The organism is Streptosporangium sp. NPDC050148 (assembly GCF_055586505.1).
Window position 1 is genome coordinate 65847 of sequence record NZ_JBVJIA010000001.1, and the last position, 24489, is coordinate 90335.

The following is a 24489-nucleotide window of genomic DNA, read 5'->3' on the forward strand; positions in this document are numbered from 1 at the left end:
GAGCGGAGCCGGGTCCGGACGCCCCCTCGTGGTCGTGGGCGTCGTCCCGGGACCGGGTCCGCGCCCGCCCGTCGCCCCGTCGGACGCGATTCCCTCTGAGCGAGAATAGGAAAAACATAACCTTTGAGCGAATTAAGCCAATATGCGAGATGGCAGGGACCTTCCCACCATTCTCCGCGTCCGTGGCGGACGCGGGCGTCCCTGGCCCGATCCTTACGGACATTGGCGCTCGGGCCACTCGTGGCGGCACGGGCGCGCCGCCGATGATGAGGCGCATGAGAACGACTCTTCAGCCGGGCCGCGGGCTGCACCGCGCCTGGATCGTGGCGGCGGTCGCCTTCGTCGCCATTCTCGGCGCGGCCGGTTTCCGCGCCACCCCCGGGGTGCTGATCACACCGTTGCAGGAGGAGTTCGGCTGGTCGCGGGGCACGATCTCGCTCGCCGTCTCGGTCAACCTGATGCTCTACGGGCTGATCGCGCCCTTCGCCGCGGCGCTGATGGACCGCTTCGGCATGCGCAGGGTGGTGACGTACGCGCTGCTGCTGGTCGCCGCGGGCAGCGGGCTCACCATCTGGATGGACGCGCCCTGGCAGCTCCTGATGTGCTGGGGGGTCATGGTCGGCCTGGGGACCGGCTCCATGGCGCTGGTCTTCGCCGCCACCCTCACCGAGCGCTGGTTCGTCCGCCACCGCGGCCTGGTCACCGGCGTGCTCACCGCCGCGGGCGCCACCGGCCAGCTGGTCTTCCTGCCCCTGCTCGCCCACCTGGCCGAGGGCAGCGGGTGGCGGACGGCCGCGCTCACCGTCGCCCTGTGCGCCCTCGTCGTGGTCCCGCTGGTCTGGTTCCTGCTGCGGGACCGGCCCGAGGACGTGGGGACCACCGCCCTGGGGGCCGACCCCGCCGCGCCGCCGCCCGCCCGGCCCGCACCGGGCACCCGGCCGGGCAACGCGGCCTCGCGCGCCCTCGGCGTGCTCCGGAGCGCGGCCCGGACGCGCCCCTTCTGGCTGCTCGCCGGGGGGTTCGCGATCTGCGGGATGAGCACCAACGGCCTGGTGGGCACCCACTTCATCCCCGCCGCCCACGACCACGGCATGGCCCAGCCGGTCGCCGCCGGGCTGCTCGCGCTGATCGGGATCTTCGACGTGGTCGGCACCGTCGCGTCCGGCTGGCTGAGCGACAGGATCGACTCGCGCCTGCTGCTGGGCGCCTACTACGGGCTGCGCGGCCTGTCGCTGCTGGCCCTGCCGAGCCTGTTCGGGGACAGCGCCGAACCCAGCATGCTCGTCTTCATCGTCTTCTACGGCCTCGACTGGGTGGCCACGGTCCCGCCGACGGTGGCGCTCTGCCGCCAGATCTACGGTCCCGACGGGGGAGTGGTGTTCGGCTGGGTCTTCGCCTCGCACCAGATCGGCGCGGCGGTCGCCGCGACCGCGGCCGGGATCACCCGCGATCAATTCGGCGCCTACGACCTCGCCTGGTACGCCGCCGGAGCGCTCTGCCTGGCCGCCGCGGTCATGTCGCTGGCCATCGCCCGCCGGCGGTCCGGCGACCACGCGGGCGGCCCCGACGCAGGGCCCGGCGACCCTGAAGGACGGCCCGGCGACCCTGTCGTACGCTCAGCGGGGCATCCTGACGATGTCGGCGAGCACGCCGCCCTGCGGGGTGAGCCGCTGCGCTGACGGGCTGTCGTGGACCACCAGGAGGCGGTCGCCGTCGAGCACGGTGATCCCCTCCGGGTGGTCGCAGCCGTCGCCGTACGGAAGGTCGCCGACCGGCACCGGCTCGTGCAGGACGGACGGCTCGTCCAGCGGGTCCCAGCGCAGCAGGCGCACCGGTCCGTCCAGGCTCATGGTCGGCCCGGCCAGGATCAGCAGCCCGTCCCGGTACGGGCACATGTCGCGCACGCCGAGCCCGCCCAGGTCGAGGAAGTGCGTCCGGTACGGTCCGCCGCCGATGCCGGCCAGCCGCAGGAAGCCCGGACGCCCCGGATCGCTCTCCGGCCGGATCTCCAGGACCGTGGCCCAGCCGCGCAGCACCGGGCCGCGCAGGCCGACGAACAGCCGCCCGCCCAGCACGGCGACGCCCTCGACGTCCAGGCCGTTGTCCTTGCTGGGGATCGACACGAACGGGCCCAGGTGCGGATCGCCGGCCAGCAGGTCGGCCAGGTTGCGGCCGGGACCCGACAGGATCTCCGCCCTGCGGTTGCCGTCCTCGCGGACCGGGGTGGCCCCGACGAGCGGCAGCCGTACCAGGATGAAGCGGTTCTCCTCGCGCACCACGGTGGCGAGGCGGCGGCGGGCCTTGTGCGGCGGATGCCCCCTCTTGATCCGCCTGCGCTTGAGGCTGTGCGACCCGATCGCCCACAGCCAGCCGTCCGCCCGGCCCAGCCCCTCGATGTCGGCCTCCTCCTCGCGCCCGGCGGGCAGGTCCACGAAGTCGGCGAGGAAGAAGGTGCGCTGGTCGTCGTAACGGCCGCCGCGGAACGCCAGGTGCTCGACGGTGGCGGTCTCGTCACCGGCCAGCCAGAGCCCCAGGGCGTCGGTGCGCACCGCGGACAGGTTGGTGTGCGTCCTCGCCTCGCGTGAGGAGGCGTCGAACCTGATCTCCACCTGGCGTTCCACGAACATTCCGGAATCATCGCAGCATGGTCCGGCCGACGGGGAGGAAGGCACTCGTTCCCGAAGTGTGATGGGGATCCCACGCGAGAAAACCGGATTTGTCGTACGCTCCCGATCGTGCTCGATGGGTTGGGTGGGACTCAGGGGGCCCGGGAGACGGGTTCCACGCCGACGTACGCGACCGCCGACGCGGACACCTCGGAGCTGCCGAGGGTCGCCGCGGAGATCCCCCGCAGGACGCCGTCCCCGCAGATCCCGGCCGTGAAGCGGTCCCGCATCGGTGACCTGCCGATGCGCGTGATCTACCGCGCCCTGGCCGTGGGCGCCGCGGTGCTCGCCGTCGCGGTCGCGGCCGTGGTCGGCTTCCTGATGTCGGGCACCCCAGATCAACCGGGCGAGGAGCGAACGGGGCAGATCGCCGCGCCATCTGCCGCGCCGCCCTCGCCCGGTCCGGCCACCACCGGGCCCGTCTCGCCGGAGCCGTCCGCGCCGGTGTCGGCCTCCGCCTCGGGGTCGGCGTCCCCGTCGGCCTCGGGATCCCCCTCGGCCTCGGCGAGCCCGTCGGCGTCCGCGTCGCCCACGGCGTCGTCCTCGTCCTCACCGTCCGGTTCGGCCGTGTCTCCGGACCGCAGTGCCGTCATCGCGGCCCTCGCCGACCCCCGGGTGCCCGAACTGCCCCGCGACAAGAAGCTGGGCCGCCTCCCCGGCGCGGCGGACGCGGGCAAGCGCCGTCTCAACGACCGCCGGTCGGGTGTCTCGCTGGCCCGCCTGGACAAGCCCTGGAAGGTCTTCGGCGCCTCGCCGTTCTCCACCAGGCAGGTGCTGCCCAAGGTGAAGGGGGCGGCCCACCGGGCGATGCTGGTGACCTGCCCGGTGCCGATCCTGGTGCAGCAGGAGACCAAGGACACCGCCCTGCTGGCGGCCCGGTGGACGCTCAACCACCACCCCAAGGGCGGAAAGATCACCTGGACGGCCTCGCAGCCGATCAAGGACGGCTGGTTGCTCGCCTACCGGGTGAAGTACGAGCGCAAGGGCAAGGCGCGCTCCTCCATGGCGGCCGTCGCGGTGACCGAGGGATCCGCGTCCAAGCCGGGGATGCTCTTCGTGACGATCCCCGACACCCAGAAGAAGCACTGGCGCGCCATCAACACCGCGGTCTCCTCGCTCAGATTGAAGTGAGCCCGGCCGGGGCAGGATTCGCCTTGTCCGCGTGACCAGGTGAAATTCGGGGGGATTTCACGGCCGGTCGCCTCGCCGCCGTACGCGCGGCGGTCCTCGTCCGCTCACAGCACCCCGATCGCAGCAGCCCGCTCGCCGGAGCTCGCTCGTCGGGGCTCGCTCACCGGAGTCCGCCGGGGCCGCGTGACGGGGGCCGCGCGACGGAGCCCGGTCGCCGGACGCATCGCCGGGCGCCCGTCCGGCACGTCCCCCCGGGTCGTCGAGGGGGAAGTCGTGAAGCGACCGGCGTCTCAGCAGCCGTCCAGCCGGCCGTTCCGGCAGCGCAAAGGGCCGGGCCGGTGGCCGTCCGGCGAGACGGGCCGCCAGAGGGACGGCGACAGGGGCGAGGAGGGCAGCGGCTCCAAGCCCTGGAGGTCCGAGGGCCTGCCCGACCGCTCGTCCGCCCCGCAGCGCCCGCGCATCAGCTGGCTGCGCTTCCTGCTGACGCTGGCCGTCGTCTACGCGGCCTTCTTCGTGGTCTCCTCGTTCTTCGACGACGTCACCGAGCCGATCTCCTACACCGAGTTCACCCGGCAGGTACGGGCGGCCAACGTCAAGGACCTCTACGCCACGGGCCCGTCCATCCAGGGCACCCTCAGGAAGCCCGCCCGCGACCCCGACAGCGACGACAAGCAGTACGACCGGTTCTCCACCGAGCTGCCGGTCTTCGCCGACGAGGACGAGCTCTACCGCCGGCTCACCGCGACGGGGGTGAACATCAGGGCCGAGCCCGTCGGCGGCGACCGGGGTTTCCTGGTGAACCTGCTGCTCTCCCTGTTCCCGGTGCTGCTGCTGGCCGGGTTGTGGATCTGGTTCATGCGGCGCGCGGCGGCCGGTGCCATGGGCGGCGGGGTGGGCGGTCTCGGCGGTCTCGGCAGGTCGAAGTCGGCCAAACCGGTGGAGCAGGACAGGGTCCGGGTCGACTTCGACGACGTGGCCGGCATCGACGAGGTCGAGAACGAGGTCGCCGAGGTGGTCGACTACCTCAAGGACCCCGACAAGTACCGCAGGCTCGGGGCGAAGCTGCCCAAGGGCGTGCTGCTCGCCGGTCCGCCCGGCACCGGCAAGACCCTTCTCGCCCGCGCCGTGGCGGGCGAGGCGGACGTGCCGTTCTTCTCGGCGAGCGCGTCGGAGTTCATCGAGATGATCGTGGGGGTGGGCGCCTCGCGGGTGCGCGAGCTGTTCGAGGAGGCCCGCAAGGTCGCCCCGTCGATCATCTTCATCGACGAGATCGACGCGATCGGCCGGGTACGCGGCGGCAGCACCATCGGCGGCCACGACGAGCGCGAGCAGACGCTCAACCAGATCCTCACCGAGATGGACGGCTTCACCGGCTCCGAGGGCGTCATCGTGATCGCCGCCTCCAACCGGGCGGAGGTGCTCGATCCGGCGCTGCTGCGGCCCGGCCGGTTCGACCGTACCGTCGTGGTCTCCGCACCGGACGCCGACGGGCGGCTGGCGATCCTGCGGGTGCACAGCCGCGGCGTGCCGCTCGCCGGGGACGTGCACCTGGAGCGGCTCGCCAGGACCACCCCGGGCATGACCGGCGCGGACCTGGCCAACCTCGTCAACGAGGCCGCGCTGCTCGCCGCCAAGCGGGGCAACGAGAAGGTGCACTCCGCCGACTTCGCCGACGCGCTGGAGAAGATCCTGCTCGGCGCGGCCCGCGCCGTCGTGATCCCGCAGGACGAGCGGAGACGGACCGCCTACCACGAGGCGGGCCACGCGCTGCTCGGCATGCTCCAGCCGGGTGCCGACCCGGTCAGGAAGGTCTCGATCATCCCGCGCGGACGGGCGCTGGGCGTCACCCTCTCCACGCCCGACACCGACCGGTACGCCTACGACGAGAGGCACCTGCGGGAACGGATCGTCGGTGCCCTCGGCGGCATGGCGGCCGAGCAGATCGTCTACGGCGTCGTGACCACCGGCTCGGAGAGCGACCTGGAACAGGTCACCGTGATCGCCCGCGGCATGGTCGGCCGCTGGGGCATGTCCGCCAGGATCGGCCCGCTGACCGTCCTGCCCGAGTCCGCCGACGGCCGGCCCACCGCGGCGCCGGACACCCTCGCCACCGTGGACCAGGAGGTCCGGCGCATCGTGGACGAGTGCTACGAGGTCGCCCTCGCGGTCCTGGGGGAGAACCGCGACCGCCTGGACGGCATCGCCGCCGCGCTGCTGGAGAACGAGACCCTGGGCGAGGCCGAGGCGTACGACGCCGCGGGCCTCCCGCGCCGCCCGGCTCCGGACCCCATGTCCCCGCCCCCGCCCCGGCGGCTCCCGATCCCGCCGGGCCGTCCCCCTTCGCCCCCTGTGTGAGCCGCGCTCTTCGCGGAGCCTGGGTGGGCAGGTGCTTCGCGGAGCCGTGGGGGGTGCTTCATGGAGCTGGGTGGGCCGGTGCTTCGCGGAGTTCGGGTGAGCCGCGCTGTTCGTGGAGCCCAGGTGGCCGCGCTGTTCATGGACCCGGCTGGGCCGCGTGTCTCGTGGAGGCACGTCCTGTCCGTGGCGGTTCGTGCAGGCGCGTCCCGTCCGTGGCGGGGGGACCGGCGAGGCCGCGCTAGGCTCGACCGGCGTGACCCAGATCGTGCTCGCTTCCGCCTCACCCGCCCGTCTCGCCCTGCTGCGCAGTGCCGGGCTGGATCCCAAAGTGATCGTCAGCGGCGTGGACGAGGCCGCCGTCACCGCCGACAGCCCAGCCGAGCTCTGCCTCGCGCTGGCCCGCGCCAAGGCCGCGGTGGTGGCCGGAAACCTGTCCGACGGCCTGGTCGTCGGCTGCGACTCCGTGCTCGAACTCGACGGCCGGGCCTACGGCAAGCCGTCCTCTCCCGAGGAGGCCGTCGCCCGCTGGCACGGTATGCGAGGGCGCGAGGGCCGCCTGCTCACCGGACACTGCGTGATCGACGTGGTGAACGGGCGCGAGGCGGCGGACGTGGGCGCCACGACCGTACGCTTCGGCACGCCCGACGACGACGAGATCGCCGCCTACGTCGCCACGGGAGAGCCCCTCCACGTGGCGGGGGCCTTCACCCTGGACGGTCGCGGCGGCTGGTTCGTCGAGGGCATCGACGGCGACCACGGCAACGTCCTGGGCCTGTCCCTGCCCCTGCTCCGCCGTCTCCTCGCCACCCTCGGGGTCCCCGTACCCACCCTGTGGCGCTGAGCCCGGCCGGTGCGGGCCGCGCGACCTCGCCCGGGCATGGCGAGACCCGGCCCGGCCGACGGGATCTGGCCTGGGCTCGGTGAGATCCGACCCGGTCAACGAGATCCGACCCGAGCCCGACGAGACCTGATGCGAGCCCGACGAGACCTGATCCGGGCCGGTGGGATCTGATGCGAGTCCGACGGGACCTGATCCGGCCCAGGTCCGGCCGGGGCTTTCGTCATGGACGGTTCGGGGGAGGACGAGGCGGCGCGCTGTCACCTACCGCGTCCGAGCCCGATAATCTTCCGCCATGGGTCATTTCCGCTCCTTTCTGGACGGCATCGGGTTCTTCTTCCAGGGAGTGCGCTGGGTGGCGCGCTACCCGCGCTGGTGGTTGTTCGGGCTGATCCCGGCTCTGATCGCGTTCGCCCTCTACGCGGCGGCCCTCTACCTCCTCGGCACGAACGCGCTGGAGATCGCCGCCTGGGGCACGCCGTTCGCCGAGGGGTGGGACGAATCGGCCCGGACCGCGCTGCGCGCGGTGATCGGGCTGGCGCTCTTCGGGGCGGGACTGGTCCTGTCCGTGGTGACCTTCACCGCGGTCACCCTCATCGTGGGCGACCCGTTCTACGAGAAGCTCTCGGAGAAGGTGGAGGGGACCTACGGGGAGGTGCCGACCGGTCACGAGCTTCCGCTGTGGAAGTCCATCCCCCGATCCATCAGGGACAGCCTGGTCACTCTCGGATGGTTGCTGCTCTTCACTGTGCCGCTGTTCTTCCTCGGTTTCATACCGGTGGTCGGGCAGACGGTGGTGCCGGTCCTGGGTGCGCTGGTGTCGGGTTTCTTCCTCACCGTCGAGCTGACCACACTGGCCCTGGAACGCAGGGGGATGGCACGCAAGCGCCGGTTCGGCCTGCTCCGGGGGAACAAGGCTCCCGCCCTCGGTTTCGGGGTGCTGCTCTTCCTGCTCTTCCTCATCCCGTTCGTCGCGGTCATCGCGATGCCCGCCGCCGTGGCCGGCGCGGCCATCATGGTCCGTAACCGCCTGGCACCGTCCGCGCCCGCGACCGGAACGGCCGGAGCGGCCGGAGGAGACCGGCGTGCGGACCCGCTCACGAACCCGCGTGTGGACCCACGGGTGAATCCTCGTACGGACAGGGGCGTCTGAGAAGGCCCTTCGTTCCGGCTGTGGAAAACCGGGCGTTGTCCACAGAATGAGATTCGGCCCGATGGGGAGGGCCGGCGTCCGGGAGGCTGCGGCCATGACAACGGACAGCACGCCACCGGCCTCGCCCGAGCCGACGCCCCCGCACCCCGCGCCCTCCCCGCGACCCGCGCGCCCCTCACGACCTGCCCGCTCCTCACGATCCGCCCGTTCCTCGGAGTCCGCGGACCCCTCACGATCCGCGAACCCCTCACGAGCCACGGGTCCTTCACGATCGACGCGGGCTTCGCGGCCGGTGCCCTCCCCAAGGCCCCAGCCGCATCCCTCGAAACCCGGGGACCCACCGCGACCAGCGGCCTCCCCGCGGCCCGCAAGGGCTTCGGCGTCACCGCCGCCACGGCTCATGCTCGGCTCCACCGAGGACGTCCTGGGGGCCGTTCCCTACCTGCTGGGGTTCCATCCGGCCGAGAGCCTCGTCGTCATCGGCCTCACCGGCGGCTCGGCGACGAGCAGGCTGCACCTCACCGTCCGATGGGATCTGCCGCTGCCGCCCGACGGGCTCGGCCAGGTCGTCCCCCTCTTCAGGAAGGAGGGGGTGACCGAGGTCGTCGTGGTCGGGTACGGCCCCGGCCCTCTGGTCACCCCGGCCGTCGACGCGGCCGTGGCGCTCTTCCGCGCGGGGAGTCTGACCGTCGTCGACGCGCTCCGGGTGGAGCAGGGCCGCTACTGGTCGTACGGCTGCTCGCGGAGCGACTGCTGCCCGGTCGACGGCACGCCCTACGAGCGGCGTGCCGGCGCGGTGGCCGCCGAGGCGACCCTGCAAGGGCTGGTCGCCCTTCCGGACCGGCGGACCTTGGAGCGCTCGCTCGATCCGGTGACCGGCTCCGAGCGGGCGGCCATCCGTGAGGCGACAGCCCGCGTCACGCGGGAGATGCGCGACAGGCTCGCCGGGTGCCGCGACGCCGACGGGTTCGCGGCGGAGTTCGTCGCGGACGGCATGGCCAGGGTCCGTGAGGCGATCGCCGTCCACGCCTCGGGCGGACGGCTCGACGACGACCAGGCGGCCCGGCTGGGGCTCGACCTGGCGGTGATCAGGATCCGGGACGAGGCATGGGCGCTGATCACCGATGACGACCACGACGTCCACCTCAAGCTGTGGCACGACCTCACCCGGCGCCTGGAGCCGAGGTTCGTGCCGCCGGTCGCCTCGCTGCTCGGCCTGGTCGCCTGGCGCCGAGGCGACTCCGCGCTCGCGGGCGTCGCCCTCGGCCGGGCGCACGACGCCGACCCCGGTTACTCCATGGCGAACCTGCTCCTGCACGCCATCCGCACGCTGGTCCCGCCGCATGCCCTCAACGACAGGATGCCCAGCCCGGAGGACCTCGACCAGGAGATGGGCGTTCCCAGGATGGCCTGGCTGCTGCCGATGGCCGTGTTGCTCGACGATACCGGCGGCCCAGGCCGCAGGGCCGTGACCGCCGGTGTGCCGGCTCAGCCTTCCGCGCGCCGCTGACGTTCGTTGTAGGCCCTCATCCGAGCCGGATAACCGGTCAGTTGAACGTCGTAGACGGGCAGGGACAGGCCGCGTGCCACCTTGCCGATCACCGCGGGGGAGCCGACCCGTCGCCGGGTCCACTCACCGTCGTCGGCGACGGCCACCGCCGTGGTGTCCGTCGCGAACGTCTCGGGTTCGACGTAGAACTCCACACCGCGACGCGACTTCGCGAAGGCGATGAGCGCCTCGATGTCGGCGTCGGTCGCCTCGCGATCGAACTTGGCGATCTTCGGCCCGCGCAGGCGCCTCAACCCATAGCGATCTCGCCATCTCATGTCTCCCTGTATACCTCTCCTGCTTGTTCCCCGGCACGAATGCCAGGGGTGCGTCTCAGGGGCCTATGGGGGTTCATCCTGATGTGCCGAGACGACGATCCGGGCCAGTATCGAAAGGGAAGAGGCGACGAAAGGGTATCGGTCTCATGGCAGGCACAGTGACACCAGCGGGCCCGGGGCACGGGAGAGTGCCGGTGGCGGGTCTGCGACCCGATCACCCCACACTCCGGGTGGGCAACCAGGATCGTGAGCAGGTGGTCGAGCACGTCAAGACCGCCTATGCGGAGGGAAGGCTCGACAGGATCGAATTCGAGGACCGGCTGGAGCGGGCGATGACGGCCCGCGTGCACGGCGACCTGATTCCGATCATGAACGAGCTGTACGGCGGGCATCCGGCACACCCTGTCCTCTACCCGCCCGTCGACGGCCGGTCGGCGTTCATGCGTCAGGGAGGCATGGTCGGACGGGGAGAGACGAGCGGGGAGCGTCTGGGCGCGGCCCTGGCACACCTGCTTCCGCTGGCGGGCCTGCCCGTCCTCGGGCCGCTGGTCCTGATGTTCACCGCGGGAAAGAACTCGCCCTACGTCCGCGCCCACTCGGTGGAGGCTCTCAACTTCCAGCTGACGTTGATCGCGGTGACCGTGTTGCTGGTCGCGACGATCGTGGGCGCGGTGCTGACCCCCCTGCTCTGGATCGGCGGCGTGGTCCTGTCGGTGATCGGCGGGGTCGCGGGAGCGAGTGACGGCGACTTCCGCTACCCCTTCACGGTGCGCCTGGTGAAGTGAGTCCGGCACACCGCGCCCGTGCCGGGGGGGGGGGGGGGGGGGGGGGGGGGAGGGCCGACCGGCCGGTCCCTTCCCGGGGCCTGGGGGGCGGGGGCCTGGGGCGGGGTATGCCCCCACGGGAGGGGGCCGTCGGGGGCGGGTCGTCAGAGCATGAGGGAGCGGACCATCTCCACGGTGTCGGCCTGGTCGGCCGTCTTGTCGGAGCGGTAGCGGATGACCCTGGCGAAGCGCAACGCCACACCGCCGGGGTAGCGGCTGGAGCGCTGCACGCCGTCGAAGGCGATCTCGACGACGAGCTCGGGACGAACGGTGACCGTCCACCCGTCGGTCGGGCCCTCCGCGATGGCGAGGAGGCGTTCGGTCTGCCAGGCGAGCAGCTCGTCGGTCAGTCCCTTGAAGGTCTTGCCGAGCATGACGAATCCACCGGTCTCCGGGTCCCGGGCGCCCAGGTGCAGGTTGGAGAGCAGGCCCTCGCGGCGGCCGCTGCCCCACTCGACGGCCAGGACGACGAGGTCGAGCGTGTGCCGGGGTTTCACCTTGATCCAGCCGGCCCCGCGCCGTCCGGCGGCGTAGGGCGTCAGCAGCGACTTGACCACCACGCCCTCGTGCCCGCTCCTGACCGCGTCCTTGAAGAACGTCTCGCCGTCGGCGACGTCGGCGGTGACCAGGCGGGGGGTCATCAGCTCGGGAGGCACGGCCCGGGCCAGGGCGGCATGGCGCGCCTCGCCGGGCAGGTCGAGCAGGTCGGCGCCGTCGGCCCGTAGCGCGTCGAAGAAGAAGACGCTCAGCGGGACCCTCTCACGGGCACGCTGCACGTCCGTGCGGCTGGACACGCGACCGGAGGTGACCTGGAAGGGCTCGGGGCGGCCGTCGGCGCGCATCGCGAGGACTTCGCCGTCCAGCACCAGATCGGACGAGGGCAGCGCGCCGACCGCCTCGACGAGCTCGGGCACCTGCGCGGTGATGTCGTCCAGCGTCCGGGTGAAGACCGAGACCCGGTCGCCCGCACGGTGCGCCTGGATCCTGACACCGTCGAGTTTCCACTCGACCGCGGCGGGCCCGCCGAGCTTGTCGAACGCGGCCTCGATGGAGACGGCGCTCTGGGCGAGCATCGGCGACACCGGCCGGCCGACCTCCAGGTGGAAGGCGCGCAACGCCTCGATCCCGCCGCTCAGCGCGGCGGCGCCGACGGCGGGCAGCCAGCCGCGGAGCATCAGGGCCCGCCTGACCTCGGCCGCGGGCACCCCGGCCGCCTTCGCGACGGCCTCGATCATCACACCCTCGAGCGCGCCCTGTCGCAGCTCGCCCTGCAGCAACCGCGTCAGGAAGAGCTGCTCCTGGCGGGTCAGGGAACCGAACAGCTCGGCGAGCAGCGCCTTGCGCGCGCCCTGTGAGCCGGGCCCGGTCAGTGCCTTGACCCGGTCGAGGCGGTCGTGGACCTCGCGGAGTGTGGCGGTGGCGGCCAGCCGCGGCTCGGGCGGGTCCTGCAGGCTTCTCCAGCCCACGCCGACGTTGCGCTGCGGCAGCTCGCCGGAGAGGTAGGCGATGGCGATCTCCGCCTCGTCCGGCTCCACCCGGCCGAGCAGCTCCGCCAGGTGGGCGATCTTCGCCAGCCGGGCGGAACCGGCGGTCACGGCCGCAGAGGTGCGTGCGAGATCGATCAACAACACATGGGCCAGCCTAAGAGCTGCGGGCGACATTTCGGTGAGGTCGGGCCCTGCTTTTTCCGAGTCGTCCCGCCGCGCCGCCCGAGGCCTGCGGGGACGTACCGGGGAGGGAAGGCGCGCGAACAGGGGCCCGGAACGCGCAGGGCCGCCCCCCCGTCGGGGGAGCGGCCCGTGCGTGCCGTTCGCGAACCCGGGGCGTCAGCTCACGCCGAGCAGGTCCACGACGAAGATGAGCGTCTCGCCCGGCTTGATGCGGTTGCCCGCGCCGGCGTTGCCGTAGCCCAGGTGCGGCGGGATGGTGAGGCGGCGGCGGCCGCCGACCCTCATGCCCGCGACACCCTGGTCCCAGCCCGCGATGACCCGGCCCCCGCCCAGCGGGAACTGGAAGGTGTCACCCCGGTTCCACGACGCGTCGAACTCCTCGCCCGTCGAGAAGGCGACGCCGACGTAGTGCACGGTGACCTGCTGCCCCGGCGTGGCCTCCGGGCCGTCCCCTACGACGATGTCGACGATCTCCAGCTCCGACGGCGGGGTGCCCTCCGGAAAGTCGATCTCCGGCTTCTCCAGTGCCACGTGTCTCTCCTCGGTTGGGTGCGCGCCGGTCGGTTTCCGGCTGCCGGACGACTCTACGGGGTCCGGGACCACCAGGGGGGACAGGGGGACGGAGTGGTACTCGCGTCGCGCACGCGGGCCCGCGCCGCGGGCCAGGGCCGGCGGCGGATGCGGAACCGCGGAGAGACGTCAGGGAGCGCTCTCTGAATCAGAGAGTGACGCTGTCACCGGCCGGTGTCAAGGACCCGTCCGTCCCGGTGGAACACAGAGGAAACGCGACCTTAATGTGACCTTCCTTCGATGGACCGCTCCGGATTCTCTCCGGTTCACTCCCTCGATGCCTTCTGAGCTGCTGAAACATCGAATGACCTTGGAGAGCGCTCTCCATCGGACGGGTGCCGAGTGGCCCCGCCGGGCCCGGGGGGCCGTTGACAGGTCCGGCGCTTGGTATCAATCTGCTCAGGGAGCGCTCTCTCCATGATCACTTATGAGAACCCTGGGAGGGTTCCATGCGTAACTCACGCCACCGGTTCCTCACCTCGATGGTCGCCGTCTCAGCCCTGGCCCTCGGCCTGACCGCCTGCGGCGGTGACAGCGGTGGCGGCGCCGGGAGCGGCGGGACGGCCTCCCAGCCGGCCGAGAAGATCAAGCTGACCGTCGGGCTGTTCAGCGACTTCCACTACGCGCCGCTGTACGAGGAGTTCAAGAAGACCCACCCCAACGTGGAGATCGTGGAACGCCGGGCGCAGTTCAACGACCACCACACCAACCTCATCACCCAGCTGACCACCGGCGCGGGAGCCGCCGACGTGGTCGCGGTCGAGGGCGGCTACATCGGCGCCTTCACGCCGGTGCCCGCCAAGTTCCACAACCTCAAGGAATACGGCCTGGACAAGCGGCAGAGCGAGTACCTGGACTGGAAGTGGAAGCTGGGCGTCTCCAACGACGGCTCCTCGCTGATGGGACTGGGCACCGACGTCGGCGGCCTGGCCATGTGCTACCGCCCCGACCTGTTCAAGAAGGCCGGCCTGCCCACCGAGCGCGACGAGGTGTCGGCGCTCTGGCCCACCTGGGACGCCTACGTCGAGACCGGCAAGAAGTTCGTCGACGCCAAGGTCGAGGGCGCCAAGTTCACCGACGCCCCCGGTGAGCACTTCCGCGCCATGGTCGAGCAGGCCCCCGTCGGGTTCTACGACGCCCAGTACAACATCGTCGCCGCCACCAACCCCGAGGTGCGCAAGGCGTACGACATGTCCGTGAAGATCATCGACAGCGGGCTGTCGGCCGAGCTCGCCGCGTTCACGCCGCCGTGGAACACCGGGATCGCCAAGGGCACCTTCGCCACCATGGTCTGCCCCGCCTGGAAGACCGGCACGATCAAGGACCAGAAGCCCGGGGAGGGCACCTGGGACATCGCCGCGGTGCCCGGGGGCGGCGGCAACCAGGGCGGTACCCACCTGATGCTGCCCAAGCAGGGCAAGCACCCCGAGGAGGCCGCGGCGCTGATCGACCTGCTGACCAGCAAGGAGAGCCAGATCAAGCTCTTCAAGGAGGCCAGCGCGCTGCCCTCGCTGCCCGCGCTGTACGACGACCCGGCCGTGAAGGACTACGTCAACCCGTACTTCGGCAACGCGCCGATCGGCAAGATCTTCACCGACGCGGCCAAGGCGCTCAAGCCGCAGCCCGCGGGTCCCAAGGCCGGTGACGTCCTGCTGGCGTTCAACAACGGCCTGCAGCGCATCGAGCAGGGCAAGCAGAACGCCGAGGAGGCCTGGACCCAGGCGCTCAAGGACGTCAGCCGGATCAAGTAGTCCCGCTCCGGCCGGCCGGGCTCGCACCGGCCGGCCACCCGCCCGACGGATCCGGCCACCCGCCCGAGGTCCGGCACCCGCCCGACGACCCGCCCGCCCGTCGGACGAGAAACCCGCCCGTCGGACGAGAGACCGCCGGACGGACGAGAGAACACCCGCCCGACGAACGAGAACACCCGTCCGACGGACCAGGGCACCCGCCCGGCCGGCACGGCCTGCCGGGTCCGCCGGGCGGGTGGAGACCGCCCCCGTCCGGCGCTCCGGGCGCCCGGCCCGGCGACGGCCCTCCCGTACCCGGCGAGCGGCCCGCCCCCGCCCCCCAACGACTCGCCGAAAGGAGCCGCCGTGGCCACCCGCGCTCCCGACCGCCTGGCGGCGGTCCCGCCGAACAGACCGGTGCGACCTCGCCGCAGCCTCCGCCGCCACCTGGTCCATCAGCTCGACGTCAAGGGCTCGCCGTACGCGTACGTGGCCCCGTTCTTCCTGCTGTTCTCCGCCTTCGGGCTGTTCCCGCTGACCTACACCGCCTGGGTGAGCCTGCACGAGTGGACGCTGCTGTCGGACGAGCAGACCTTCGTCGGCCTGGATAACTTCCGAACGCTGCTCGCCGACGACTACTTCTGGAACGCCACCTTCAACACCCTGTCCATCGGGGTGCTCTCGACCGTGCCGCAGCTGCTGCTGGCCATCTGGCTGGCCCACCTGCTCAACCGGCCGCTGCGGGCCCAGACCTTCTTCCGCATCACGATGCTGCTGCCCAACGTGACCAGTGTGGTCGCCGTGGTGGTCATCTTCAGCCAGCTGTTCGGCCGGGACTTCGGCATGATCAACTGGATGCTCTCGCTCTTCGGGGTCGAGGGCGTCGCCTGGAACGAGGGCGTGCTGACCTCGCACTCCGCCATCTCCATCATGATCATGTGGAGGTGGACGGGCTACAACGCCCTGATCTTCCTGGCGGCCATGCAGGCCGTGCCGCGCGAGCTGTACGAGGCGGCCACCATCGACGGGGCCAGCGGGATGACCCAGCTCCGCAAGATCACCGTTCCGATGATCAGGCCCACGATCATCTTCGTCGTCATCACCTCGACGATCGGCGCCATGCAGATCCTCGCCGAGCCGCTGCTGTTCGGCTCGTACAGCATCTCCGGCGGGGCGGACCGGCAGTACCAGACGCTCGCGCTGCTCATCTACGAGAACTTCACCAAGCTCGACCTGGGCTACGCCTCTGCCATCTCCTGGATGATGTTCGTCTTCATCGTCGTGGTCGCGGGCGTCAACTACCTGCTCACCCGTCGCGCGAAGGGAGGGCTGACGTGAGCGCGCCCACCCCGAGCCCCGTCCCGGCCCATCTGCCCGCCCACGCACCGGTCCGGGCCCCGGCCTCCGTGCCGGACGCGCCCCCCGCCCGCCGCGGGTCCGGCGGCCCCGGGGGCCGTCGCTCCGACGCCGCCCGCAGGCTCACCTACCTGACGCTCATGGCCGTGGCGTTCTTCTCCATGCTGCCGCTCTACTACAGCGTGGTGGTGGCCTCCCGGGACAACGCCGCGCTGGCCGAGGTGCCGCCGCCGCTGGTGCCCGGCGGCAACTTCTTCGCCAACGTCGCCCGCGTCTTCGACACCGTGCCCTTCGCCCTGGCGATGCTCAACTCCGTCCTGGTGGCGGGCTCGGTCGCGATCGCGGTGATGTTCTTCTCCACGCTGGCCGGGTTCGCCTTCGCCAAGCTGCGCTTCCGCGGCCGGAACATCCTGCTCCTGCTGACCGTGGCGACCATGATGGTCCCCACCCAGCTCGGCATCATCCCGCTGTACATGCTGATGGTGAAGCTGGAGTGGACCGGCACCATGTACGCGCTGATCGTGCCCGCGCTCGTCAACGCGTTCGGCGTGTTCTTCATGACCCAGTACCTGTCGCGGGCCCTGCCGACGGAGCTGCTGGAGGCCGGCCGGGTCGACGGCTGCACCACCCGGGGCCTGTTCTGGCACGTGGTGCTCCCGGCCGCGCGCCCGGCCGCCGCGGTGCTCGGCATGCTCACCTTCATGTCGGTCTGGAACGACTACTTCTGGCCGCTGGTCGTGCTGACCCCCGAGGACCCGACGGTCCAGGTCGCCCTGTCCACGCTGGCCAGCGGATACGTCAACGACTACGTACTCGGCCTGGCGGGCACCACCCTCGGCACGCTGCCGCTGGTCGTGGTGTTCGCCCTGCTCGGCAAACAGATCATCGGAGGAATCATGCAGGGAGCGGTGAAGGGATGACCGTCGTGGGCACTCGGGGGGCCACCCTCACGCAGGGGCGTGCCGACTTCCCCACCGGTTTCGTCTGGGGCGCGGCCACCGCGTCCTACCAGATCGAGGGGTCGGTGCACGAGGACGGCCGCGAGCCCTCGATCTGGGACACCTTCTCGCGTACGCCGGGCAAGGTCGCCGGGGGCGACACCGGCGACGTGGCGTGCGACCACTACGCCCGCCACGCCGGCGACATCGCCCTGATGGGCGAGCTGGGCCTGGCCGCCTACCGCTTCTCGGTGGCCTGGCCCCGGGTCCGGCCGGGCGGCGGCGGCCCGGTCAACGCCCGCGGCCTGGACTTCTACGACCGGCTGGTGGACGGGCTGCTCGCGGCGGGCATCACGCCGTACGCCACCCTCTACCACTGGGACCTGCCGCAGGCGCTGGAGGACGCGGGCGGCTGGCCCGAGCGCGACACCGCCCACCGCTTCGCCGAGTACGCCGCGGCCGTGTACGAGCGGCTGGGGGACCGGGTCGGGCACTGGACGACCCTCAACGAACCGTGGGTGGCGGCCTTCCTCGGCTACGGCAACGGGGTGCACGCCCCGGGCAGGACCGACGCCGCCGCGGCGTTCCGGGCGGCCCACCACCTGATGCTCGGGCACGGGCTGGCCGCGCGGGCCCTGCGCGAGGCCGGCGCGCGGGAGATCTCGCTGGTGCTGAACCTCTCGCCGGTGATCACCCCCGCCCAGGTGGACGACCCGGGCGCGGAGCCGTCCGAGGCGGACGCCGAGGCGGTCGCCAGGATCGACACCCTGCTGGTGCGGCAGTTCACCGAGCCCGCGCTGCGCGGGGAGTACCCGGCCGCGTTCCTGGAGATCGTCGGCCGCAACGGCGGCCTCGACCACGTCCGGGACGGCGACCTGGAGATCATCAACCAGCCGATCGACGTGCTGGGCATCAACTACTACAACCCGTGCGTCGTGGAGGCCGGGCCCGGCCTGGCGGCGGACGCGGCGTGGCCGGGCAGCGAGGACGTCCGGTTCTGCCCGGCCGACGGTGTTCCGGCCACCGCCATGGGCTGGCCGATCGTGCCCACCGGCCTGTCCCGGCTGCTGGTGCGCCTGTCCGACGACTATCCCGAGATCGGCCTTATGATCACCGAGAACGGCGCGGCGTTCGACGACGTGGTCCAGGACGGGCGCGTCCACGACGAGCGCAGGACCGGTTACCTGGACGGCCACCTGCGCGCCGTGCACGCCGCGATCGCCGACGGGGCCGACGTACGGGGCTACCTGGTGTGGTCGCTGCTGGATAATTTCGAGTGGGCCGAGGGGTACCGGCGTAGGTTCGGCATAGTGCACGTCGACTTCGCCACCCAGCGGCGCCTGCTCAAGGACAGCGCGCTGTGGTACCGCGAGGTCATCGCGCGGAACGGACTGTAGGAGAGCACGATGAGACGACCCACCCTGGAGGCGGTCGCCGCCCGAGCCGGGGTCTCCCGGTCGACCGTCTCCCGGGTGGTGAACGGCCAGACCACGGTCACGGCCGACATCCGGGACCTGGTCATGCGCGCGGTGAACGAGCTGGGCTACGTTCCCAACGGGGCGGCCAGGAACCTGGCCACCCAGCGGACCAACTCGGTCGCGCTGGTCGTCTCGGAGTCGCCCCACCGGGTGTTCTCCGACGACCCGATGTTCTCCACCGTGATCCGCTCGGTCAGCCTGGAGCTGGAGGCCGTCAACAAGCAGGTCGTGCTGCTGCTGGCCGGGTCCCCCGAGAGCCACGCCCGGGTGGAGAACTACGTCGCCGGCGGCCACGTGGACGGCGTCATGCTCGTCTCCAGCCACGGCGCCGACCCGCTGCCGGTCGCGCTCACCCGGCTGCGCGTCCCGGTCATCTCCTACGGGCGCCCGGCCGTGCCGGTCGAGATGCCCTACGTCGACGGCGACAACGTCGCCGGTGCCGCCACCGCCGTACGCCACCTGCTGGAACGCGGACGGCGGCGCATCGCCACGATCGCCGGGCCGCTGGACATGATCGCCGGGCAGGACCGGCTGACCGGCTACCGCGAGACGCTGCGCGACTCCGACCGCCGCTCGATCATCGCGGTGGGCGACTTCACCCGGGAGTCCGGCGCGGTCGCGATGCGCCAGCTGCTCGCCGACGACCCGGAGATCGACGCGGTCTTCGCCGCCAACGACCTGATGGCGATCGGCGCCATGCACGCGCTCCGCCAGATCGGGCGGCGGGTCCCGGACGACATCGCGATCGTGGGCTACGACGACATAGAGGCCGCCCGCTACACCGACCCGCCGCTGACCACCGTCCGCAACCCGCACGCCGAGCAGGCCGCGACCATGGTCCGGCTGTTGCTGGCCCTGCTGGAGGGGGAGAGCGCCGAACCGGTGATCCTGTCCACCGAGCTGGTGGTCAGGTCGTCGTCGTAGGCTCCCGGGCCGGTGGTCAGGGCGTCGTGGACCCCCGTACGACCAGCTCGGTGGGCAGGACCACCTGGGTCCCCTCCTCCTGGCCGAGCACCATGCGGGCCAGCCGGCGTCCCATCTCCAGGGTCGGCTGCCTGACCGTGGTCAGCGGCGGCTCGGTGTAGGACGCCGCGGGGATGTCGTCGAAGCCGACCACCGCGACGTCGTCGGGGACCCGTCGTCCCGCCTGGCGGAGGGCGAGCAGCGCGCCCAGCGCCATCAGGTCGCTGGCCACGAACACCGCGTCGATCTCGGGGTCGTCGGCGAGCAGCTGGCGCATGGCCGCGGTCCCGGAGTCGCGGGTGAAGTCGCCCACCGCGATGATCGAGCGGCGGTCGGAGTCGCGCAGCACCTCGCGGTAGCCGGTCAGCCGGTCGATCCCCGCGATCATGTCCTGCGGTCCCGCGATGGCCGCGATCCGGCGGCGGCCCCGCTCCACCAGGTGCCGCACCGCCCGCCGGGCACCGCCGACGTTGTCCATGTCCACGTACGGCAGGCTGCTGGGCACGCCGGGACGGCCGCTGCAGACCACCGGCACGCCGTGCCTGGCCAGGACGCCGGGCAGCGGGTCGGTGCCGTGCATGGACGCGATGACCACCCCGTCGACGTGGCCGTTGGTGGCGTAGCGCTCGACCCGCTGGTAGCCGCCGGCCGTGTCGGTGAGCATCAGCACGAGCTGCTTGTCGGCCTCCTCCAGCTCCAGGCTGACCCCGCGGATGATCCCGGCGAAGGTGGGGTCGTCGGAGAAGACGCGGGTGGCCGGCTCGGGGAAGACCAGGGCGATCGAGTCGGACCGCTGGGTGACCAGGCTCCGCGCGGCCTGGTTGGGCACGTACCCCAGCTCCTCGACGGCACGGGTGACCGCCTCGCGGATCTGCGGAGCCACGCGCGTGGAGCCGTTGACCACGCGCGAGGCGGTCGCCCGGGACACACCGGCCCGGGCGGCCACCTTCTCCAGGGTCGGACGCGCTCTCACAGCCCGTTCCGGCGGACGACCTCGCCGTACCAGCGGGCGCTGTCCTTGGGGATGCGGCGCTGGGTGCCGTAGTCGACGTGCACCACCCCGAAGCGCTTGTTGTAGCCCTCGGCCCACTCGAAGTTGTCCAGCAGCGACCAGACCAGGTACCCCCGCAGGTCCGCGCCGCCCTCGATGGCCGCGTGCGCGGCGCGCAGGTGCCCGTCGAGGTAGGACAGCCGGTCGGTGTCGTGCACCCGGTCGTCCTCGACGGAGTCGTCGAAGGCCGCGCCGTTCTCGGTGATCATCAGCGGGGTGCCCGGGTAGTCGCGGGACAGGCGCAGCAGCAGGTCGGTCAGGCCGAACGGCTGGACCGCCCATCCCATCGCGGTCTTCGGCGCGTCGGCCCCGCCGAAGGCGATGCCCTCGCTGCCGGGGAAGACCGGGTTGCCGGCCTCCCCGGGGCGGGCGGCCACGGTCTGCGGGGTGTAGTAGTTGATGCCCAGCAGGTCGATGGGCGCGCCGATGACCTCCAGGTCGCCGTCCTGGACGAAGGACCAGTCGGTGAAGCGCCGGGCCCGCTCGACGACGTCGGCGGGGTACTCGCCGCGCAGCACCGGGTCCAGGAAGATCCGGTTCTGCAGGCCGTCGACGATCTCGGCGGCGGCCCGGTCGGCCGCGGTGTCGTCGTTGATGACCGGGGCGAGGTTGAGCGTGATGCCGACCTTCTCCGCGCCCGAGGCGCGCAGCGCCGCGTTGGCCAGGCCGTGGCCGAGCAGCAGGTGGTGCGCGGCGGCGAAGCCCAGCGCGGGGTCGGCGAGGCCGGGGGCGTGGATGCCCGAGGCGTACCCCAAAAAGGCCGAGCACCAGGGCTCGTTCAGGGTGGTCCAGGTCTCGACCCGGTCGCCCAGCCTGGCGTGCGTGATCGCGGCGTAGTCGGCGAAGTGCCGGGCCGTGTCCCGGTTCGTCCAGCCGCCACGGTCCTCGAGGGCCTGCGGCAGGTCCCAGTGGTAGAGCGTCACGACGGGGGTGACGCCGGCGCCGAGGAGCTCGTCGACGAGACGGTCGTAGAAGTCCAGGCCGCGCGGGTTGACCGGGCCGGAGCCGTCGGGCTGGATGCGGGGCCAGGCGATGGAGAAACGGTAGGCGTGCAGGCCGAGGTCGCGCATGATCGCGACGTCCTCGCGGTAGCGGTGGTAGTGATCGCACGCCACGTCACCGGTGTGACCAGCATGGACCTTGCCGGGGGTCCGTGAGAAGGTGTCCCAGATGGACGGGCCCCTGCCGTCGTCTCGGGTGGCGCCCTCGATCTGGTAGGCCGCGGTGGCGGCCCCCCAGACGAAGCCCTCGGGAAACCTCAGCACGCCGGAGTCCTGAAGTTCGTAGGACTTTTCGGCGGACATGGTCATGTCCTCACCGCCCCATTCTGTTAGGCCATAGCGTGAGAGCGCTCTCTGGAGCATCACCGTACCGCAACCATCATGTCAAGAAAAACGCGATTGTAACCGTAATATCACAGTTGTTGACATTGCGTTGTGTGCCGACAATTCTTCCAGAGAGCGCTCTCAGGCTCCCCGGCAAGTACATATGGAGGAAGGTTCCATGTCGCTCCTCTCCCGGCCCCGTCGTGCCGCCCTGGTGGCCGGCAGCATCGGGTTGGCGCTGGTCGCCACCGCGTGCGGCTCCACCGAGAACAAGACCACGGCGAACGGTGGCGGCAGCGCGGCCGCGGCCCCCGAATGCGCCGAATTCACCAAGTACGGCAAGCACGAGGGCAAGAAGGTCAGCATCTACGCGCCGATCCGCGACGTGGAGGCCGACCGCTTCGAGCAGGCGTGGAAGCCCTTCGCCGACTGCGTCGGCATGAAGATCACCTACGAGGGCACCGGCGAGTTCGAGGCCCAGATCCAGGTCCGCGCGGACGGCGGCAACCCGCCCGACATCGCCTTCATGCCCCAGCCCGGCCTCGTGGAGCGTTTCGCCAAGGCGGGCAAGCTCAAGCCGGCCCCCGACGAGGTCAAGAAGCTCGCCACCGAGGGCTGGTCGGCCGACTGGGCCAAGTACTCCACGGTCGACGGCGTCTTCTACGGACCCCCGCTGGGCGCCAGCGTGAAGTCCCTCGTCTGGTACTCGCCGAAGATGTTCAGCGAGAAGGGCTGGACCGTCCCCAAGACCTGGGACGAGCTCATGACGCTCACCAACACGATCGCCGGCACCGGCGTCAAGCCGTGGTGCGCGGGCATCGAGTCCGGTGAGGCGACCGGCTGGCCGGCCACCGACTGGATCGAGGACATCCTGCTGCGCGAGATCGGCCCCGAGGGCTACGACGACTGGGTGACCCACAAGCTGGCGTTCAACGACCCCAAGGTCAGCGCCGCGGTGGACAAGGTCGGCGCGATCCTCAAGAACGAGAAGTTCGTCAACGGCGGCTACGGCCCGGTCAAGTCGATCGCCAGCACCGCCTTCCAGGAGGGCGGCGTCCCGATCACCGAGGGCAAGTGCGCCCTGCACCGCCAGGGGTCCTTCTACGCCAACTTCTGGCCCGAGGGCACCGAGGTCGCCGAGAACGGCGACGTGTTCGCCTTCTACCTGCCCGGCAACGACCCGGCCAAGAAGCCGGTGCTGGGCGCGGGCGAGTTCGTGGTGGCCTTCGCCGACCGTCCCGAGGTCCAGGCGGTGCGGGCCTACCTCGCCTCCGCCGAGTTCCCGGTGGCCCGGATGAAGCAGGGCACCTACGTCACCGCCCGCAAGGGCGTGGACCCGGCCAACGCGCGCAACCCGATCGACAAGCTCTCCATGGAGATGCTCCAGGACGCGAACGCGACCTTCCGCTTCGACGGCTCGGACCAGATGCCGGCCGCGGTCGGCGCCGGCACCTTCTGGAAGGGCATGACCGACTGGATCAACGGCAAGGACACCAAGACGGTCCTCGACTACATCGAGGCCTCCTGGCCGAAGTCCTGACCCACCGACGGCCCGGCCCCGCACCCCGCGGGGCCGGGCCGTCACCCACCCGGTCCGATCCTTCCGAAAGATCCTCCGATGGACTTCGACTTCGCCGCCGAACTTCCCAAAATCGTCCAGCTCCTGATCGGCGTCGCCGCCTTCCTCGTCGTGGTCGCGGTGGTGCTGATCCTGGTCGACCGCGTCCCGATGCGCCGCCGCGCCTGGCTGCACGCGGCGATCCTGCTGCTGCCGGCCGTGCTGCTGCTCACCATCGGCCTGGTCATCCCGGCCATCCGGACCTCCATGCTGTCGTTCATGAGCGGCGACGGCCAGAGCTGGGTCGGCGCAGACAACTACGCCTGGATGTTCACCCAGACCGAGGCGCTCACCGTGCTGCGCAACACCCTCGTGTGGGTGCTGCTCGTCCCGATCCTGGTGACCACGGTCGGGCTGCTCTACGCCGTCCTGGTGGACCGCACCCGGTTCGAGTCGCTCGCCAAGTCGCTGGTCTTCCTGCCCATGGCGATCTCCTTCGTCGGCGCGGGCATCATCTGGCGCTTCGTCTACGCCTACCGCTCCGAGGAGCAGGACCAGATCGGCCTGCTCAACCAGCTCGTCGTCGCCTTCGGCGGCGAGCCGCAGCAGTGGCTCCAGGAGCCGCCGCTCAACACGCTCTTCCTGATCGTGGTCATGGTCTGGATCCAGGCCGGGTTCGCCACCGTGGTGCTGTCCGCGGCCATCAAGGGCATCCCCGCCGAGATCGTCGAGGCCGCCAGGCTGGACGGGACCACCCCGGCGCAGATGTTCTTCCAGGTGACGCTGCCGTCCATCCGCTCGGCCGTGATCGTGGTGATGGTCACCCAGTCGATCGCCACCCTCAAGCTGTTCGACATCGTCCGCACCATGACCGGCGGCCAGTTCGACACCAGCGTCATCGCCAACGAGATGTACAACCAGGCGTTCCGGTACGGCGAGACGGGCAGGGGCGCGGCCCTGGCGGTCTTCCTGTTCGTGCTGGTGCTGCCGATCGTGATCTACCAGATCCGCCAGCGCAGGGAGGCCCTCCGATGACCGGACGAGCACGCCGTCAGG

General features: G+C 71.5%; 20 protein-coding genes. 14 read left to right on the forward strand and 6 right to left on the reverse strand.

Annotated features, from left to right (window positions below):
• Positions 1 to 275: 275 nt before the first annotated feature.
• The gene (locus ACZ6RT_RS00320) at positions 276 to 1679 is read left to right on the forward strand and encodes an MFS transporter (RefSeq protein WP_470151531.1); all 1404 of its coding nucleotides are present in this window, start codon (positions 276 to 278) and stop codon (positions 1677 to 1679) included.
• Here the strand turns inward: ACZ6RT_RS00320 and ACZ6RT_RS00325 are convergent.
• Positions 1617 to 2627: a DUF3616 domain-containing protein gene (locus tag ACZ6RT_RS00325; protein WP_470151533.1), complete on the reverse strand. Its 1011-nt coding sequence runs from the start codon at positions 2625 to 2627 to the stop codon at positions 1617 to 1619. The two genes, ACZ6RT_RS00320 and ACZ6RT_RS00325, sit on opposite strands and share 63 nt — an antisense overlap.
• Before the next feature lie 108 nt (positions 2628 to 2735).
• Between ACZ6RT_RS00325 and ACZ6RT_RS00330 the strand changes: the two genes are divergently transcribed.
• The 5 genes from ACZ6RT_RS00330 (at position 2736) to ACZ6RT_RS00350 (ending at position 9653) form a co-directional block, all read left to right on the forward strand.
• Positions 2736 to 3797 carry a hypothetical protein gene (locus ACZ6RT_RS00330; protein WP_470151535.1) on the forward strand — a complete coding sequence of 354 codons (1062 nt, stop codon included), beginning with the start codon at positions 2736 to 2738 and terminating at the stop codon, positions 3795 to 3797.
• Between the two features lie 273 nt (positions 3798 to 4070).
• Entirely contained in the window at positions 4071 to 6152 is a 2082-nt protein-coding gene (ftsH, locus tag ACZ6RT_RS00335; RefSeq protein WP_470151537.1) for an ATP-dependent zinc metalloprotease FtsH, read from the forward strand.
• 253 nt (positions 6153 to 6405) lie between these two features.
• Complete coding sequence (locus tag ACZ6RT_RS00340) at positions 6406 to 6993, forward strand: Maf family protein (RefSeq protein ID WP_399187080.1); 588 nt, start codon at positions 6406 to 6408, stop codon at positions 6991 to 6993.
• A gap of 292 nt (positions 6994 to 7285) precedes the next feature.
• Complete coding sequence (locus ACZ6RT_RS00345; RefSeq protein WP_470151539.1) at positions 7286 to 8143, forward strand: EI24 domain-containing protein; 858 nt, start codon at positions 7286 to 7288, stop codon at positions 8141 to 8143.
• 400 nt (positions 8144 to 8543) lie between these two features.
• Positions 8544 to 9653 (forward strand): DUF4192 domain-containing protein, encoded by a 1110-nt coding sequence (locus ACZ6RT_RS00350; protein WP_470151541.1) that lies wholly within the window; start codon positions 8544 to 8546, stop codon positions 9651 to 9653.
• On the opposite strand, the gene ACZ6RT_RS00355 is transcribed toward ACZ6RT_RS00350, so the two are convergent.
• Positions 9632 to 9970: a hypothetical protein gene (locus tag ACZ6RT_RS00355; RefSeq protein WP_399187076.1), complete on the reverse strand. Its 339-nt coding sequence runs from the start codon at positions 9968 to 9970 to the stop codon at positions 9632 to 9634. The genes ACZ6RT_RS00350 and ACZ6RT_RS00355 overlap by 22 nt on opposite strands.
• Positions 9971 to 10164: 194 nt before the next feature.
• Here ACZ6RT_RS00355 and ACZ6RT_RS00360 point away from each other — a divergent pair, with 194 nt between their 5' ends.
• Positions 10165 to 10755 (forward strand): magnetosome magnetite crystal formation protein family, encoded by a 591-nt coding sequence (locus ACZ6RT_RS00360; RefSeq protein WP_470151543.1) that lies wholly within the window; start codon positions 10165 to 10167, stop codon positions 10753 to 10755.
• Positions 10756 to 10898: 143 nt separating this feature from the next.
• On the opposite strand, the gene ACZ6RT_RS00365 is transcribed toward ACZ6RT_RS00360, so the two are convergent.
• Positions 10899 to 12425 (reverse strand): ATP-dependent DNA ligase, encoded by a 1527-nt coding sequence (locus tag ACZ6RT_RS00365; RefSeq protein ID WP_399187074.1) that lies wholly within the window; start codon positions 12423 to 12425, stop codon positions 10899 to 10901.
• A gap of 195 nt (positions 12426 to 12620) precedes the next feature.
• On the reverse strand, positions 12621 to 12995 hold the full coding sequence (locus ACZ6RT_RS00370; protein WP_399187073.1) for an FKBP-type peptidyl-prolyl cis-trans isomerase: 375 nt from the start codon (positions 12993 to 12995) through the stop codon (positions 12621 to 12623).
• Positions 12996 to 13483: 488 nt separating this feature from the next.
• On the opposite strand from ACZ6RT_RS00370, the gene ACZ6RT_RS00375 reads away from it, so the two are divergent.
• The 5 genes from ACZ6RT_RS00375 to ACZ6RT_RS00395 all read left to right on the forward strand — a co-directional run bounded on the left by ACZ6RT_RS00375 (position 13484) and on the right by ACZ6RT_RS00395 (position 19460).
• Positions 13484 to 14785, forward strand: a complete 1302-nt coding sequence (locus tag ACZ6RT_RS00375) for an ABC transporter substrate-binding protein (RefSeq protein WP_470151546.1) — start codon at positions 13484 to 13486, stop codon at positions 14783 to 14785.
• Between the two features lie 345 nt (positions 14786 to 15130).
• On the forward strand, positions 15131 to 16102 hold the full coding sequence (locus ACZ6RT_RS00380) for a carbohydrate ABC transporter permease (protein ID WP_470151547.1): 972 nt from the start codon (positions 15131 to 15133) through the stop codon (positions 16100 to 16102).
• Between the two features lie 158 nt (positions 16103 to 16260).
• On the forward strand, positions 16261 to 17040 hold the full coding sequence (locus ACZ6RT_RS00385) for a carbohydrate ABC transporter permease (RefSeq protein ID WP_399187173.1): 780 nt from the start codon (positions 16261 to 16263) through the stop codon (positions 17038 to 17040).
• Positions 17037 to 18455 (forward strand): GH1 family beta-glucosidase, encoded by a 1419-nt coding sequence (locus ACZ6RT_RS00390; RefSeq protein WP_399187070.1) that lies wholly within the window; start codon positions 17037 to 17039, stop codon positions 18453 to 18455. The genes ACZ6RT_RS00385 and ACZ6RT_RS00390 overlap by 4 nt, the downstream gene beginning before the upstream one ends.
• A 9-nt stretch (positions 18456 to 18464) precedes the next feature.
• Entirely contained in the window at positions 18465 to 19460 is a 996-nt protein-coding gene (locus ACZ6RT_RS00395; protein ID WP_399187069.1) for a LacI family DNA-binding transcriptional regulator, read from the forward strand.
• A 16-nt stretch (positions 19461 to 19476) separates the two neighbouring features.
• On the opposite strand, the gene ACZ6RT_RS00400 is transcribed toward ACZ6RT_RS00395, so the two are convergent.
• On the reverse strand, positions 19477 to 20472 hold the full coding sequence (locus ACZ6RT_RS00400; protein ID WP_399187068.1) for a LacI family DNA-binding transcriptional regulator: 996 nt from the start codon (positions 20470 to 20472) through the stop codon (positions 19477 to 19479).
• Entirely contained in the window at positions 20469 to 21860 is a 1392-nt protein-coding gene (locus tag ACZ6RT_RS00405) for a GH1 family beta-glucosidase (protein ID WP_470151550.1), read from the reverse strand. The genes ACZ6RT_RS00400 and ACZ6RT_RS00405 overlap by 4 nt, the downstream gene beginning before the upstream one ends.
• A gap of 193 nt (positions 21861 to 22053) precedes the next feature.
• Between ACZ6RT_RS00405 and ACZ6RT_RS00410 the strand changes: the two genes are divergently transcribed.
• Entirely contained in the window at positions 22054 to 23415 is a 1362-nt protein-coding gene (locus tag ACZ6RT_RS00410; RefSeq protein WP_470151551.1) for an ABC transporter substrate-binding protein, read from the forward strand.
• Positions 23416 to 23493: 78 nt separating this feature from the next.
• Complete coding sequence (locus ACZ6RT_RS00415; RefSeq protein WP_399187065.1) at positions 23494 to 24468, forward strand: carbohydrate ABC transporter permease; 975 nt, start codon at positions 23494 to 23496, stop codon at positions 24466 to 24468.
• Positions 24469 to 24489: the final 21 nt, after the last annotated feature.